The 15,709-nt window shown below is 47.3% G+C and carries 10 protein-coding genes; 4 read left to right on the forward strand and 6 right to left on the reverse strand.

What is annotated here, in order from left to right:
• Position 1: 1 nt before the first annotated feature.
• Positions 2-1,495, reverse strand: coding sequence for an alpha/beta hydrolase (locus AT705_RS04395; protein WP_058795644.1), 1,494 nt, complete (start codon positions 1,493-1,495; stop codon positions 2-4).
• A gap of 212 nt (positions 1,496-1,707) precedes the next feature.
• Here AT705_RS04395 and AT705_RS04400 point away from each other — a divergent pair, with 212 nt between their 5' ends.
• A complete protein-coding gene (locus tag AT705_RS04400; RefSeq protein ID WP_058795645.1) occupies positions 1,708-1,956 on the forward strand; it encodes a hypothetical protein in 249 nt (82 codons plus the stop codon).
• Between the two features lie 71 nt (positions 1,957-2,027).
• Here AT705_RS04400 and topA read toward each other — a convergent pair whose 3' ends face one another.
• Together topA and AT705_RS04410 are read right to left on the reverse strand one after the other, a co-directional pair.
• Positions 2,028-4,670 (reverse strand): type I DNA topoisomerase, encoded by a 2,643-nt coding sequence (gene topA / locus AT705_RS04405; protein WP_049864193.1) that lies wholly within the window; start codon positions 4,668-4,670, stop codon positions 2,028-2,030.
• Positions 4,671-4,993: 323 nt separating this feature from the next.
• A complete protein-coding gene (locus AT705_RS04410) occupies positions 4,994-9,481 on the reverse strand; it encodes a hypothetical protein (protein ID WP_058795646.1) in 4,488 nt (1,495 codons plus the stop codon).
• Positions 9,482-9,659: 178 nt separating this feature from the next.
• On the opposite strand from AT705_RS04410, the gene AT705_RS04415 reads away from it, so the two are divergent.
• Complete coding sequence (locus AT705_RS04415; protein ID WP_058795647.1) at positions 9,660-11,006, forward strand: dicarboxylate/amino acid:cation symporter; 1,347 nt, start codon at positions 9,660-9,662, stop codon at positions 11,004-11,006.
• 80 nt (positions 11,007-11,086) lie between these two features.
• On the opposite strand, the gene AT705_RS04420 is transcribed toward AT705_RS04415, so the two are convergent.
• Positions 11,087-11,971 (reverse strand): NAD(P)-dependent oxidoreductase, encoded by an 885-nt coding sequence (locus tag AT705_RS04420; RefSeq protein ID WP_058795648.1) that lies wholly within the window; start codon positions 11,969-11,971, stop codon positions 11,087-11,089.
• A 132-nt stretch (positions 11,972-12,103) separates the two neighbouring features.
• On the opposite strand from AT705_RS04420, the gene AT705_RS04425 reads away from it, so the two are divergent.
• Both AT705_RS04425 and AT705_RS04430 read left to right on the forward strand, forming a co-directional pair.
• Entirely contained in the window at positions 12,104-12,619 is a 516-nt protein-coding gene (locus AT705_RS04425) for a glutathione peroxidase (RefSeq protein WP_058795649.1), read from the forward strand.
• The gene (locus AT705_RS04430; RefSeq protein WP_058795650.1) at positions 12,585-13,562 is read left to right on the forward strand and encodes a 2-hydroxyacid dehydrogenase; all 978 of its coding nucleotides are present in this window, start codon (positions 12,585-12,587) and stop codon (positions 13,560-13,562) included. The genes AT705_RS04425 and AT705_RS04430 overlap by 35 nt, the downstream gene beginning before the upstream one ends.
• 75 nt (positions 13,563-13,637) lie before the next feature.
• Here the strand turns inward: AT705_RS04430 and AT705_RS04435 are convergent, their stop codons facing one another.
• Entirely contained in the window at positions 13,638-14,963 is a 1,326-nt protein-coding gene (locus AT705_RS04435; RefSeq protein WP_058795651.1) for a sodium-dependent transporter, read from the reverse strand.
• 184 nt (positions 14,964-15,147) lie between these two features.
• On the reverse strand, positions 15,148-15,678 hold the full coding sequence (locus AT705_RS04440; protein ID WP_058795652.1) for a DUF924 family protein: 531 nt from the start codon (positions 15,676-15,678) through the stop codon (positions 15,148-15,150).
• Between the last annotated feature and the right edge of the window lie 31 nt (positions 15,679-15,709).

The raw sequence follows: 15,709 nt of genomic DNA on the forward strand, positions 1-15,709 counted from the left end.
ATTACGGCTCCTCTTTTACTAATACCGGACCATTGGGGTTCATAAAATACCGCCGCACCGCTATTTTATCCAAACAACTGGCATCCAGTGTATTAAGCTGACCTTGATCAATAAACTCGGCGACCAGTTTGTCGGCACAACTTTGTGCAGCCACACCATGTGTTGCCTCTGGGGCTATCAGGTGACGTGCATGCTCCATATTGACCATCGCCAGCTCTGCCCATTCAGGTGGTGTCGCGGGATCTAACCCACCTGATAACAATAACGTTGGTATTTCTGTTGTTAATGGCTGATAAAAGGATTTTTCGACGGCATCAACCTGCCAGATCGGGCAGCTGGCATCGAGCGACTCTATCATCATGAGACCGAAGTAAGTCCCTGAAAAACGTGAGCGTTCTTCAGGGGTTAATACTGGCCAGTCCTCACCGCAAACAATGGCACTGTGCATACCCATTGCCAGAGAACCAAACGCCGAATCACTGCCCATCAGGCCTACCAATGGCAAATAATTTTCTCTGCTTGCCTCGCTGATGGCCAGCGGTACCAAAGCACGCGTAGTATGGCTGTAAAGCGCCATACGAATGGCCGAGCGTACCTTACTCTGTGTCAATACCAACGGGATGGGTTGGTGTGTTCTGGGATGTGGGATCTGAACGCTTGCTGGCTGCATTTCTAACTTAGTCAGTAAGGCCTGATACTGCTGTTCCAGCTGGGGGTACTGCTGACGGCAATGCGTAGTATCGGCACAATCAGTGAAAATTGCCTGCAATGAATTGTCTATGGCTTCACCGATGGCAACCAGGCTTTGCTGCATAGGCACTACTCCATCCAACGTCGCGCTTGCCACTGCTTGCGGATAGCGACGCATATACTCCTGCGCAATCCGTGTTCCATAAGAAGCGCCGAACAGGTGCAATTTTTGGTAACCCAGTGCCAGTCTCACCGCTTCAAAATCGCTGGCTGCGGCAACCGTAGTAAAGTGGCTCAGGTTCGTGTTGAGTTTGGTTTTACACTTTTGAGTTTCTGTGCGGCTATATTCAAAGATTGGTAAGGCGGCATCATTGAATGCAAACTGCGCCTCAAGCGGGTCCATGTCACATTGCAACAAATTGGACTTGCCTGTGCCCCGTTGATCCACCAGGATAATATCCCGATCTTCGCGAGCATATCGTAAGACTCGGGCAAACACGGCGGCAACCTCAATGGCCGACTGGCCCGGACCGCCAGCAAATGCCAGGATAGCTTCCGACGGGTGAACCTGTTTAATGGCCGGGATAACCGCAAAGTGTATGCTGATTTTTTCGTTGTTGTCCTTTGCCGAAAGAGGCTGCTCTACACTACCGCACATCAACCTGTCTGGCAGGCCCTTGGTATAACAAGGTGTCAGTTCGGCTGTTTCTGGCGTAGTTGCGTAACTGGCAAAAGCGCTAAGCAGACCCAAAGCAATAAAACTATGCCTGAGCAGTGTGCGGATTCGTCCGCGATTGTTTGTCATTTTTCCGTCCTTAATCGCCCTCAAAAAGACCATTGTTACGTCAAGTTGTTAAAGTATATCATTGTTAGAAAAGCAGTTCCCTAATCAAAAACACTCTATTTATTGCTAAATCACATTCACCTATCTTCAGGAGTGATTTATTTCGTTGTTCTTTTTTTGTCTTTTCATTTAAAAAATCACTGTGACGAAACGTGACACTAAAGCAAACATCAATGAAACTATTTTCGGCCCTGGCGAGCTTCGTTTTAACCGCAACTTTAACGTCAACCACAGCTGTTGCTGATGAGTTGCAACAACAAAGTGCACCAGCTAGCCTGATTGCAGAACTGACACAAATGTGTGTTGAATGGGCTCAGGATGACGAAGTGGCAACCGATGCACTAAGTCAGTACATTTTACGATGTGTTAATAAAAAGCTATCTGCCAGTGATTATATGACAGTGACTGACGTCGATATTTGATCTTCAAGCAGTAAAAAGGCCAGCAGAGCTGGCCTTTTTGTTTTCTTTTGCTTAATACCCAAGCAGATCCATTAAGATTTAGCGCTCTTACGCTTTTTCTCTTCTTCGACCCACTTGCCACTTACATAAGTCGCTTTCCAGCCAGTGGCTTTACCTTCCACCTCAGTCATCACATACTGCGTCTTGGTCTTACGCGAATACCTTACAACGGCCAGATTACCATCATTATCCTGCTCCGGCGCATCCGCCAGATAATAGAACTTAGGCGAAATACGATCTCTGAAACGCTTTAGCTCGGCCACTTTTGGTGCACGGGTTTCCCTGGATTTAGGGAAGGTATGTGCCGCCAGGAAGATACCAGATGCACCGTCACGCAGCACAAAATAGGCTTCAGACTTCTCACAGGGTAGTTCTGGTAAGTGTACCGGATCTTCTTTTGGTGGCGCAGGTTCACCGCTTTTAAGTAGCTTACGCGTGTTCTTACAGTCATCACTGGTGCAGTCAAAGTACTTGCCAAAACGGCCAGACTTAAGCTGCATGTCTGAACCACACTTATCACACTCAATCACCGGGCCATCATAGCCCTTGATTTTAAAGCTGCCCTCTTCAATGACATAACCGCTACAGCCCGGGTTGTTACCACACACATGCAGCTTGCGCTTTTCATCTATCAGATAGGAATCCATTGCGGTTTCACAGATAGGGCAACGCTTCATCTGTCTCAGGCTTTCAGTTTCTGCGTCTTCAACATCGGCATCAACCGCTTCATCCCCGGGGATCAGGTTCATGGTGGTGGTACAGCGCTCTTTTGGTGGCAAGTTGTAGCCTGTACAGCCCAGGAATACCCCGGTAGAGGCTGTACGGATCCCCATCTTACGACCACAGGTTGGACAGTCAATGTCAGTCTCAACCATCACATTCTGGCGCATGCCACCTTCCGCTTCTTCTTTACCAGCCAAGTCAAGTTGGTTGGAGAAATCAGCGTAAAACTTATCAAGCACCTGGGTCCAGATTCGATCGCCTTCTGCGATTTCATCCAGGCGGTTTTCCATTTTGGCCGTAAAGTCAAAGTCCATCAGCTCATCGAAGTTTTCGATCAAACGGTCTGTCACTATTTCGCCCATTTTCTCGGCATAAAAACGGCGGTTTTCTACCCGCACATAGCCACGGTCCTGAATGGTCGAAATAATCGACGCATACGTTGAAGGACGACCAATGCCACGCTTTTCGAGCTCTTTAACCAGGCTTGCTTCGCTGAAACGCGCAGGTGGTTTTGTGAAGTGCTGCTTAGGATCAAGTGCCTGCAACTGAACGATGTCGCCCACCGCCACAGCTGGTAGTGCCTGCTCTTCTTCGTTTTTCTTACGGACTGCTGGCTGAACACGTGTCCAACCGTCAAAACGTAACACTCGGCCGCGCGCTTTAAGCGTGTAATCGCCCGCACCTACAGTGATATTGGTCAGGTCGTACTCTGCGGGGGTCATTTGGCACGCCACAAACTGACGCCATATCAGCTCATAGAGCTTCTTAGCGTCTGCATCTACGCCCTCAACATGGCCGGAAAGGATGTTCACATCTGAAGGGCGAATTGCTTCGTGCGCTTCCTGTGCATTGTCTTTCGCACTGTATTTAATAGGCGCACCCGGCAAGTACTTATCGCCAAAGTTGTCCTGAATATAACCACGAGCCATTTCAACCGCATCATTCGATAAGTTGGTTGAGTCAGTACGCATATAGGTAATATAACCCGCTTCGTACAAACGCTGTGCCAGCATCATGGTCTTTTTAACGCCGTAACCCAATCGGGTGCTGGCGGCCTGTTGCATGGTTGACGTTATAAAAGGAGCACTCGGGCGGCTCTTACTGGGTTTCTCTTCAACCTTAACAACCTGATACTGCGCTTTTTGCAGTTCAGTAACCGCTTTATTGGCCTGCGTTTCGTTCAACGGTTTAAACGCTTCGCCCTGATACTTAGTGACAGCAAAACGAACGTCCTGCTCTGCCAGTGCAGTATCTGCGTGAATATCCCAGAACTCTTCTGGAATAAAGGCTTTGATTTCACGCTCACGTTCAACCAGCAAGCGTACCGCCACAGACTGAACACGGCCCGCTGACAATCCGCGCGCGACTTTTTGCCACAACAACGGTGACACCATAAAGCCCACCACGCGATCCAGAAAGCGTCGTGCCTGCTGCGCATACACCATGTCTGTGTTTAACTGACCTGGCGCCTCAAAAGCTTGCGTGATGGCATTTTTGGTGATCTCGTTAAATACAACCCGTTTGTATTTGCTTGCATCAGCACCAATCACTTCTTCCAGGTGCCATGCGATGGCCTCTCCCTCTCTATCCAAATCGGTTGCGAGATAGATGGTGTCGGCATTTTCTGCGAGCTTAGCCAGCTCCTGAACCACTTTTTCTTTGCCGGGTAACACTTCATAGTGCGGCTCCCAGCCCTTTTCCGGGTCTATCCCCATGCGGGCAACCAGGTTCGCATAATCTTTCTTTTTTCTGTACTCAGCTTTTTCCTCTGGCGACATTTTTCTCACTTCAGCAGGAGATTTAGTTGCAAGGCCTTTGGTTTTGCCTGCGCCTGAGGTAGGAAGATCACGGATATGACCGACACTGGATTTTACAATGTAGTCTTTACCCAGGTACTTATTAATAGTTTTTGCCTTTGCGGGAGACTCTACGATTACTAGCGATTTGCCCATAGCTGCCTATTTGACTTCTGTCTGGTTGTTGCCCTTCATTGGGCGCGATTAAATATAGGTATATCCACAAATACCTATTGTTACAAGCTTTTCATTCGATCTTTTCGCCAAGCAGTGATTTTATGAACAATTGTTGCTGTTAATTTACCCAGGCGTATAGATTGCTTGATGGAAAGGGCGAATATAGCGGATATAAAAGGAATTTCAAGGGGTAAAGGGAAAGTGAGTACATTTCAACGAATTTGTGCAGACTTCATAGGAAACATTTTAAGAATGGCGAATATGGACCGGAGCTTCCTCCGGCCCATGCAAGTCACACCAATTTACCCTGCGTCTTGAATCTGTACTGAGTATGAAATGATTGAGGCGTCTCCACCATCAAACGCACTTGGGATTGTAAACTGAATGGTTAGTTTGCCAATGTCCAGGCTGTTTGCAGCTTGCTCTCTTGATACTGTGACAGTCGCGCTTTGAACGCCATCATTTGACGCTCTGGACACAACTCCTTGTAACCCACTGACTGTGGCTACACCGTTATCCGCTGTGATTTGAACTTCTGTCCCTTCTGGTAACGAGTTACCGTATAAGTCTGAGTAATACACAACAAAGCTGACATTATCGGTCGCTGGCAACGTAGAGTCTGTTAAATCAATACCAGTAAAATCACAATATGCGTCATCATCCGATACCTCTAAACCCGTCACGCCTAATCTTGGAATATCACGCCCGTTTGTATCTTTTGCGTTTTCACAACTAGATACTTCAAAGGCGATCTCAGACACAAATGTTGGGCAACTATCACTATCTAACGCAAGGTAGTCGCCATCATCGGGGTCTTCCACCATGATTGGTGCTCCTGTATTAAGCAAACACTCATTACCCAAATTCTCTACGCCAGGTACTGTGTCTTGCGTCGGAAAAGTGGGGCAATTAGTGTCATCTAACAAGATATTGCCATCATCATCCAATGTCGGCATACCTCTGAAAAATGCGCAACTCTGCCCGGTTCTGAATTGATAAGTCACATCAGATCTGCTCACTGTAAACCTCACATAAGGAGTATTACCAGAAGCGATAATTTCAAACTGTTTTCTCACCTCAACCAACTCACGCGAACAATAGGGGCCACCTTCAGCATTCATCGCTTCTTCAGAGCAAAGTAGACCGTTATAGATGCCATCCCCGTTATCATAGATGCCATTATTATTGGCATCATTGAATGTTTCGTTGTGGCCACCTCTGGTGTTATTTGGTTCGCAGGCTTCACCATCACACACTATGGGCTCTCCACAATTATTACCATCGACGTCACATAAAAATTTCCCATCTTCGTTATGGTCTACAAAGGCTTCTGGTAAGTCAAAGGCGCTGTAAAATTCTCCCTGATCAAAACGGCCATTACGTCGCTCTATTAATACATTACCATCATCATCAAGGGTACTGGGCCGGTCAATAAACGTTTCCTGTCCTTTCGCAGTCACCAGAACGGATACTCTACCGCCTCGGATCAATATGTTTCCATCTTTGTTTGTTTCCGGCCAGATGCGACATGGCGCAGGCTGGCCATTATACAGATCACAAACGCGGTCTAACGTATTACCCCACTTAGAAGCTGTAAACGGCATTTCTCCCTGACTACGCCACTGAACGGTACATCGTCCATCCACAGCCGAGCACTCATAAGTGTTTGTACCACCAGCACCATCTATATTTCCGACAATTCCCGCCTCTACCTGCACATTTGCAACGATATTGTCACCAGTTAACTGGTTGAACTGATCACCAAAAAAGATGCTAATGTCATTGGTAAAGCCCAATGTATTAAGTGCATTCATATAATAGGTGGTAGCACCGGCATCGAAACTATTTTGATCCGGTACACCAGAAGACAAGACAATGCCCGACGAAACGGCATTGATCTGCTTATCAGCTGACAGTAAACGAAGGGTCTTACCATCTGGACATTGATCATTCGTTGGCTCAGCAGTACATACGTCAATACGCGATTGCCAACAGGTGTAGTCCTCTCCATCAGGTAAGGTCGCTAATTCCTCATCGGAAATGTAACACGCTTCAACTATGATATCTCCGGGAACAATACCCGATCGGATCGTAGTTTGCGCAACACCTTCATTATCTGTGCTGCCTGTATAAGCAGTTAACAATGCGTCACCAGTGAGATCTGATATTTTAAAATCAATTCTTTTCTGGTTAAGAGGACGACTGTCACTATCTATCAGCTTAAATCTGACTGTAGACGTTGTAGGCACCCCTCCGATGCCAGGAGGAAGACCTATGAAGCTTTGACTAGCATCCAAAAACTGAATTGCCTGAGCTTCAGCCTCTGACACCGCAAAAGTTATGTTGGCAGGCTGGTTAACACCACCACCCGAAACCACAGTTGCAGTCACAGTATCTAAACCGCGACAACCATTCGCTCTATACGTCGTATTTGCCTGACCTTCTTCTGAGCTGACAGACTGGTCAATAGTAGCCAGTCCTTCATCTACGCAGTTAGACGTAAATTCGACATCGATAGGATTGAGGTAGAGCGCTGATTTAAACTCATCTACATACACATTTGCGGAAATCACCATACTTCCGCCAGCTTTCAATGGATTTTCTTCTGACGCAGTTGCCGACAACTCTATAAATAAGCTTTGCAGACCGACGGAGAAATTTACTTTTCCTTCTTCCCCTTTATATTGCGCGGTGATAGTGCCTGCTCCACCGGAATCTCCTGGCTGGAATTTAAGCAGAGCGACGCCAAAACGGTCTGTTAAAACACGCCCCTGAGCAGGTAGTAGCTGACCAATATCAGAGGTAACCTCAATAATGTCATTTTCAATATCCTCTTCGTCTTTATCTGTGACCTTGATAAACACATCAACCGTATCTGATGACTCTAACTGGTTAGTATCAGTACAATTTGTCGACGGCAAGCTCGGGTTAAGTTCAATGCTATCGCGCTCACTGTCCCAGCCAGGTAAACAGCCGGTTAAAACTCTGGCATTTATTCGATACTCACCCTCATCGTTCTCGATACCGTCAGAGTGGAACAGAACACCTGCACTTTCAAATACTTCACCCGCCTCGGAAGTATATTTAGCCTTGATTATACCGATGCCTTTTTCATTAGTGGGATTAAGGCTTATTTCGGCGTCGCCATCCTCATTAGTTTGTGCCCGACCATCACTGGGGCTGAGCGTCGCAATAGGCTCTACAGTGAATTCAACTAATACTTTTTCCAGCGGTTTATCATTTTTAAGAACTCTGGCAATAACAGTGCCTTTGGTGTTGTCGTCAAGTTGATTATCTTTATCGATGTTATTTCCGACGCTATCCTTAATACTTATAATTTGAATAGCAATGCCTTTTTCAACCGCGATGATCCCATCAGAATAGAAGCGACCATTTTTGGGCGAAAAACTTGGAATCTCAGGTAACGATACATTAAATGTGCCTAAACCTCCGTTGTCTGAGGCCCTTATATCGAACGAAGCACGACCACTGTCGTCTGTCAACGCCTTACCATTACCTCCGTCATCCAATTCCGCTAATACCAGATCATTTACAGAAACTACTTGTCCCTGGAAGGCAACGCCATCTCGAGTAAGTGTAACTACAATTTTGCCTTTATTGGATGCACTTAGCGGGTTGCTTTCATCTATTTCATTACCCGGCCCTCTGTCTAGGACTTCAACAACCATCTGTAAGCCACCATCTCCCGCGCCAACATAGCTGGCAACGCTTCTGGCTGCTTCATCACCGGACACTGAGTAAGTTGCTGTAAACGCATCAAGTTGTTGATCAACCGTCGCTGTTTCTGTGGCGAAAATCTGAATCTCAGCCTGGCCATTCGCATCCGTTCTGACTGACTCGGTTGGCTTTGCAAAGCGCGCGCTGGCTTCAACAGCAACCGTAACTTCAGCGTTTGCTACAGGCTGTTCATTCAAAGTGAGCTGAATCTTTGCAGTCAGTGGATTAGCCAGTGAGAGATCACTGGAAGCTTGCTCTGCGGCGTTAACCAATTGCACGCTCAGGTCATAAACCTCTTTATCGTAAAAGGGGTTACCGGCGGACTCAAAACCAATACGCGCATTAATTTCTTCATTATAAGTAACCTGAACATAACCGGCCCCAACTTTGTCAGTGGCCAGTACCAGTAAACGGGCAGCACCGTTTGCATCTGTTTGCACGTTAGAATTGCCATTGGTGACCAGCAGGTCCTCACTATCCACTTCTTTAGAAAACTCCAGTACCTGGCCTGTCAAAGGCGTACCATTGTCTGTAAGAACCGCAGTAACAGTCGCAACTTCTGCACCAGAAATAGGGTTGCTGGCATCAATTGCTTGACCATCTGAGCCAGTGATGGTCATGGCAATCTGAATACCCCCATCGCCGTCAGCTGCGTATGGCACTGAGCCGGTTACGGTATTTTCACCGACATCGGCGGTGGCGGAAATGGTGCCTGCGCCCCCTGCCCGGTTAGCGATAATGGTTACCTTGGCTTCACCGTTACTATCAGTTAATTGAGAACTGACAGAAGCAAAATCTGAGAACTCATCATTCGTGAAATTAACCAGGTTGTTTGCAATGGGCGCACCATCGTTAGTGAGCTTTGCTGTAATAGTAATGGGGTTACTAATACTCAGGCTACCACCACTAGCAGAACTAGTAGTAAGTACCAGTTCGTAGTCTGTATTTGTACCGTCACCTCCCGAGGTGTCTTTTTCAATCGAACCACCGCCACCACAGGCGATCATCAGCAAGCTGAGCAAAGTAATACTAAACCAGCGCATCAGAGACATTTTCGATTCTCCCTTGCAATCTAATAATTTTGAGTTATTTTCACCATGTTAACCCAATTGCGGATCTAAAATCACAAATTTTTAGCGGCCGTCATCGATTTTTTCTGTTCATCTTCAACTATCCTGTTAGGCTATAGCGATTTTGTAAATTAGAAGTGTTAGGACAATGTCAAAGGCTATGTCACAAAACAAAAAAATGAGCCTAACAACCCGTATCATGCTGGGCATGGTATTGGGTGTTATTTTGGGTCTGTTAATCCAATCCATACTAGGCGATCAGCCTGAAGTTGCAATTCCGCTGGGCCTGTTCGATTTACCGATTAAAGGTTTTTTCGTTGATGGTCTGTTCCACATTGGCGGACAAATTTTCATCGCCAGCTTAAAAATGCTGGTTGTTCCTCTAGTCTTTATTTCTCTCGTTGTTGGCACCTGTAGTCTGAGCGATCCAAAGAAACTCGGTCGCCTCGGTGGAAAATCCATTTTGCTATATTTGTCCACTACGGCTATCGCAATTACGGTTGCTATCTCACTTGCTCTGCTCGTGAGCCCAGGAGGGGGCGTAGAAATTCCAACGACCGCGACATTCAACGCACAACAAGCACCTACATTGACTCAGGTCATTATCGGGATGTTCCCAACCAATCCAATTAACGCAATGGCCAGTGGCAATATGCTTCAGGTTATTGTGTTTGCGCTGTTGTTTGGCATTGCTATGGCATTAAGTGGCGATGCAGGTAAGCGCTGTGCGACAGTGTTCGAAGATTTAAATACCGTCGTGCTGAAGCTAGTAACCCTGCTGATGAATCTGGCACCTTATGGTGTTTTCTGTCTGATGGCCAAACTATTTACCAGTATTGAAATGGACCTGATTGTCGAGCTGGGTAAATACTTCCTCGTTGTTGTTGCAGCCCTACTGATCCATGCTTTTGTCAACTACAGCATTTTACTAAAAGTGCTGACAGGCCTGAGTCCACTCACCTTCCTGGCAAAAATGAAAGATGCCTGTATGTTCGCATTCAGCACATCAAGCTCAAGTGCCACTATGCCTGTGACACTGGAAACCGCCACCAAAAAGCTAGGTGCTAATAACTCGGTTGCCTCTTTTACCGTGCCTCTGGGCGCAACCATCAACATGGATGGCACCGCCATCATGCAAGGGGTTGCAACTGTCTTTATCGCACAAGTCTTCGCTGTAGATTTGACCCTAAGTGACTACCTGATGGTCATTCTGACCGCCACTTTGGCATCAGTAGGTACCGCAGGTGTGCCAGGCGTCGGCCTGATCATGCTGGCTATGGTCCTTAATCAGGTAGGCCTGCCAGTTGAAGGGATCGCCATCATTATGGGTGTTGACCGTCTGCTGGATATGACGCGTACCGCAGTCAATGTTACTGGTGATTGTATGGTGACCTGTGTGGTGGCCAAGTCAGAAGGTGAGCTGGATACCGAAGTATTCAATGATGCCGATGCAGCCAAAGCGCTGGAAGAAGACATCGACTTGGACAAGCTGTCGAAAAAAGCTTAGCTGAGTAAATAGATAAAAAAGGCAGGTTGCATAAGCACCTGCCTTTTTTATTGCCCGCCACGTCTCACAAAGACGAGGCGCTACTTTTTATCATGAATAGCATCAAGGCGTGCTAACAAGCTCGAGGTATCAAAGCGTCCACCCCCGAGTGCCTGTACATCGGCATAATACTGGTCGACCATGGCTGTCAGTGACAATGATGATCCATTGCTACGCGCTTCGTCCAATGCAATGCCCAAATCTTTACGCATCCAGTCGACAGCAAAGCCAAAGTCATACTCTCCCGCGAGCATGGTTTTATAACGGTTTTCCATCTGCCATGAGCCCGCTGCACCTTTGGCAATTGTCTCAACCACTTTTTCGCCGTCCAGGCCAGCCTGTTTCGCAAAATGAAGTCCTTCTGCCAGCCCTTGTACCACACCGGCAATACAGATCTGATTCACCATTTTGCACAGCTGGCCCGAGCCCACTTCTCCCAAAAGCTGGCTAAAACGGCTGAAGGCCGCCATCGAAGGTTGCACACGTTCAAATACTTCAGGGTCACCGCCCACCATCACGGTTAATACCCCATTTTCAGCGCCAGCCTGACCACCCGATACAGGTGCATCCAGGAATGCAACGTGTTGCTCAGCTGCACGTTGCGCCACCTCACGTGCCACCTTAGCCGAAGTTGTCGTATGGTCAATCAAAACGGTATCAGGCTTCATACCTGCCAAAACCCCATTATCGCCGTAAACAACGGATCTCAGGTCATCATCGTTGCCCACACACATGAATACCAACTCAGCATCTGCGACGGCTTCTTTGGGTGTTGCTGCGAATGCGCCCTGATACTGCTGCGCCCAACGCTCTGCTTTTGTGGTGGTGCGGTTGTAAACGGTCACCTGATGACCCGCTTGTTGTAAATGACCGGCCATGGGATAGCCCATCACCCCCAATCCGATGAATGCAACTTTGACTGACATAAATTTGTCCTATTTGGCTGTTAAGCTAGAAAGATGGAGTTGTTATACCTGAGCCATCTAGCCATGGCAAATGAAAAATACCAGCTATGAATCAAGTGATTAAAAAGAAAAAACATCAAGGAGCCTGACAGGATGGAGAACATTTATCGTTTCAGCGTGAAACTACTTAACGGCGAGACGCTGGCACTCAAATCCTTACAAGGCAGACCCGTGTTGATCGTCAACATTGCCAGTAAATGTAGCTTTGCGCCGCAGCTGAGCGCATTAGAAAAGTTATATAAGAAATACCACCCTATGGGGTTAGAGGTTATCGCTTTTCCCTGCCACCAGTTTGGCCGTAATGAGCCACTGGAAAACGAAATGCTGAGGGAATTTTACCAGTCGCACTTCAATCTGAGCTTTCACATTTCAGAAAAAATACTGGTGAACGGCCCGGATGCTCACCCACTCTTTAATTACCTCAAGGTAAATACACGGGGGATCGCGCAAAACCGCGCTATTAAATGGAATTTTACTAAGTTTTTAGTAAACTCAGAGGGTGTTTTATTGTCCCGCTATGCACCCAGGACAAAGCCCGAAACCTTAAAATCGATTATAGAGAGCCAAGTGTCCAATGAGAGTCGCCCTATTCAGTTCGCAAAAGTATGAGCTGCCATTTTTTGAGCATGCACTGACCCTGTTTCCTGATATTGAGTTTGAATTTTTTGAGCAAGCACTGAACGATAAGACTGTTGCACTGGCGCAAGGGTTCGATGCCATCTGCGTGTTTGTGAACGATCAGGTTGATGCCAATGTGTTAGCCGAATTGGCTGAATTGGGCGTTCAAAGTATTGCACTACGCTGTGCAGGCTTTAACAATGTCGACATAGAAGCAGCACACGCATTAGGGATCAAAGTAGTACGTGTCCCTGCATACAGTCCTGAAGCCGTGGCAGAGCATTGTATTGCCCTGATGCTGACACTGAGCCGTAAAACTCATAAAGCCTACAACCGGGTACGAGAAGACAATTTTGACCTCAACGGCTTGCTGGGTTTTAACCTGCACAATAAAACCGTTGGTGTCATCGGCTGTGGTAAAATTGGTCAGGCTCTGGTGGCCATTCTCAACGGCTTTGGCGCACACGTGCTGGTCTACGATCCGAATATCGGAGAAGGCTCGTACACCCAAGTATCATTAGATATGTTGCTTGAGCAAAGCGACGTCATTACCCTGCATTGCCCACTCACCGATGCCACACATCACATGATCGATGATGCAGCCTTCGACAAAATGAAACTAGGTGTAATGCTGATTAACACCAGCCGGGGTGCGCTGGTAGACAGCAAAGCCTGTATCCGCGCGCTGAAATCAAGAAAACTCGGCTACCTTGGCCTGGATGTGTATGAGCAGGAGTCTGAACTGTTCTTTAAAAATCGCAGTGATGAAGTGATTCAGGACGATGTTTTTATGCGCCTGGCCAGTTTTCAGAATGTACTCATCACCGGACACCAGGGCTTTTTTACTAAAGAAGCCTTAACCGAAATCGCCCACACCACAGTGACTAACCTCAACGCCATCCGCACTGGGCAGACGCTGGAAAATCAGGTTTGATATTTACCTCAAGCCAGATGGTTCAGCAGACACAAAAAAGCCCGGCAAGCCGGGCATTTTTGTGTCCAATGATGGTTACTTAAAAAACGCCACATTGGCAAAGACGGCTGTCATCAGCACCGGGCAGACAAAACGCACATACTGGGCAAACCAGTACATTTTTCCACTACACTCCAGAGCAAGCTGGTTACCACGACGCCATACCCAACCTACGGTAACAAAGTAGAACAAGCCCATCAGTGGCAACTGATAATGGGTTAAAATCTGGATCACCAGACCAAACAGCCAGTCGAAATTGAGGATAATAGCCCCTGAGCTTATCAGCAGCACAAAGGTCACCAGCCAGGTTGCTTGGCCACGCTTAAAACCATGGTTTTCCACCAGAAATGACACGGGAATTTCGGTGGATGAAATCGTTGAAGTCAGTGACGCTATCGACATCAGTACAAAGAAAGTCAGCCCGACGAACAAACCTATCTCGCCCATGGTTGCAAACAGCTCAGGTAAAATAGCAAAAATAAGCCTGCCCTCACCCACCAGCTTGCCATTTTGGAAAACTTCTACACCATTATTCTGAGCAATAAACAAAGCAGGAATAATCAGTAACCCTGCCAGGAAGGCAACACCAGTATCCAGCATTGCGACACTAAAAGTTAGTTTTGGTAAGTTCTCATTTGGTTTCAGGTAAGAGCCGTAAATCATCATGCAGCCTACACCCAGAGACAAAGAGAAAAACGCCTGCCCCATGGCAGCAATGATCAATTCAGGGTCGCCAATCTTGCTAAAATCGGGCACAAGGTACGCCTTAAACCCGGCAGAAGCGCCTTCCAGTGTGCCCATATAAGCGATCAACGCTACCAACAGCATTAGTAACACAGGCATGAGTCGACGAGACCAGGTTTCAATCCCTGACTTAACCCCCTGTAATATAATGCCAGCCGTCAGCAGTAGCATCATTGGGGTAAAGATAAAATTCCGTAAGGTCGAATCACCTGAGAGAAAAGCGCTGGCTGCATCCCAGCCAACTAAACGAGCCAGTGGTTCGAGCGAATGCGCCAACATCCAGCCGGCAACAATAGAATAGAAACTGAGCATGACAATGGCACCGGCAAGGCCGATGTAACCTGCAGAGGCACCGATTTTAGGCTGTTTTTCCTGCCACGCCTGCTTAAGCGCTTTCACCGGGTTGGCTTGCGCCTGATGACCCAGGTACAACTCCGTATACAAAGCAGGTAATGCCAGTAAGAATATGACGATAAAGTAAACCAGCAAAAACGCGCCACCACCGTGGTTCGCTGCCTGAGTGGGAAACCCCCAAATATTACCAAGTCCGACTGCCGCACCGGCTGCCGCTAACACAAAGCCCAGACGGCTTTGAAAACCTTCACGCACTTGAGCCATAATCGAATGCCAAGTTAATTATTGTTGTAGACTGGCGATTATACGCACTTGTAAACAAATTGCGAGTGTCAGTTCGGGCAAATCGGAACAGCCAACGGTGACAAGGGTTTACGCCCTCAGATCAGAGCTGGTCTGCCAGCCTTCACCTGGTGACATCAAGCCCGAACACACAGTTCAGCAAGACTTAAAAACTCGAACCAGGCGTTTGCAAAAAAGCCAACTCTTCAGCGCTCGACTCACGCCCTAAAATGGCATTTCGATGGGGGTAACGGCCAAACTGTTCAATAATTTTTTTATGCGCCAGCTCAAACTCATAGTTTGGTAATGATTTAAACAGGGCATCCGCCTGCTGATGCATGCTCAGACTTTCACTGTGCATGTAAGGCAAATACAAAAAGGTGCGCTGAGTTTTCTCTAGTTGCTGATCAAACCCTTTTTCAACGGCGTGCTGTGCTAAACACAAAGCCTGCGGGTCGCTGGCAAACGCAGCCGGTGTGTCGCGGAACATATTGCGCGAAAACTGATCAAGCACAATGATTTCACACAGCGCCCCCACCGCGGTCTTTCGCCATTCAGCCAGTTCTCCGGCCACAGCCTGCTGGTGTACATGGGCAAACCGCGCCGTGATTTTATTGTCGAACTGAGTCGACTTTTGCCACCAGTCCTGTTCCTGACATTCGACAAACCAGAACTGATAAATTTCCTGATATTCCATGGATACACCTGTGAGTAATTGATTTAGGTAT

Source organism: Pseudoalteromonas rubra (genome assembly GCF_001482385.1).
GTDB lineage: Bacteria > Pseudomonadota > Gammaproteobacteria > Enterobacterales > Alteromonadaceae > Pseudoalteromonas > Pseudoalteromonas ardens.

What these genes read in the sequence shown, in the direction of transcription:
- AT705_RS04395 (WP_058795644.1), bottom strand. Translation starts at nt 1,495, where the DNA reads ATGACAAACAATCGCGGACGAATCCGCACACTGCTCAGGCATAGTTTT.
- AT705_RS04400 (WP_058795645.1), top strand. Translation starts at nt 1,708, where the DNA reads ATGAAACTATTTTCGGCCCTGGCGAGCTTCGTTTTAACCGCAACTTTA.
- topA (WP_049864193.1), bottom strand. Translation starts at nt 4,670, where the DNA reads ATGGGCAAATCGCTAGTAATCGTAGAGTCTCCCGCAAAGGCAAAAACT.
- AT705_RS04410 (WP_058795646.1), bottom strand. Translation starts at nt 9,481, where the DNA reads ATGTCTCTGATGCGCTGGTTTAGTATTACTTTGCTCAGCTTGCTGATG.
- AT705_RS04415 (WP_058795647.1), top strand. Translation starts at nt 9,660, where the DNA reads ATGTCACAAAACAAAAAAATGAGCCTAACAACCCGTATCATGCTGGGC.
- AT705_RS04420 (WP_058795648.1), bottom strand. Translation starts at nt 11,971, where the DNA reads ATGTCAGTCAAAGTTGCATTCATCGGATTGGGGGTGATGGGCTATCCC.
- AT705_RS04425 (WP_058795649.1), top strand. Translation starts at nt 12,104, where the DNA reads ATGGAGAACATTTATCGTTTCAGCGTGAAACTACTTAACGGCGAGACG.
- AT705_RS04430 (WP_058795650.1), top strand. Translation starts at nt 12,585, where the DNA reads ATGAGAGTCGCCCTATTCAGTTCGCAAAAGTATGAGCTGCCATTTTTT.
- AT705_RS04435 (WP_058795651.1), bottom strand. Translation starts at nt 14,963, where the DNA reads ATGGCTCAAGTGCGTGAAGGTTTTCAAAGCCGTCTGGGCTTTGTGTTA.
- AT705_RS04440 (WP_058795652.1), bottom strand. Translation starts at nt 15,678, where the DNA reads ATGGAATATCAGGAAATTTATCAGTTCTGGTTTGTCGAATGTCAGGAA.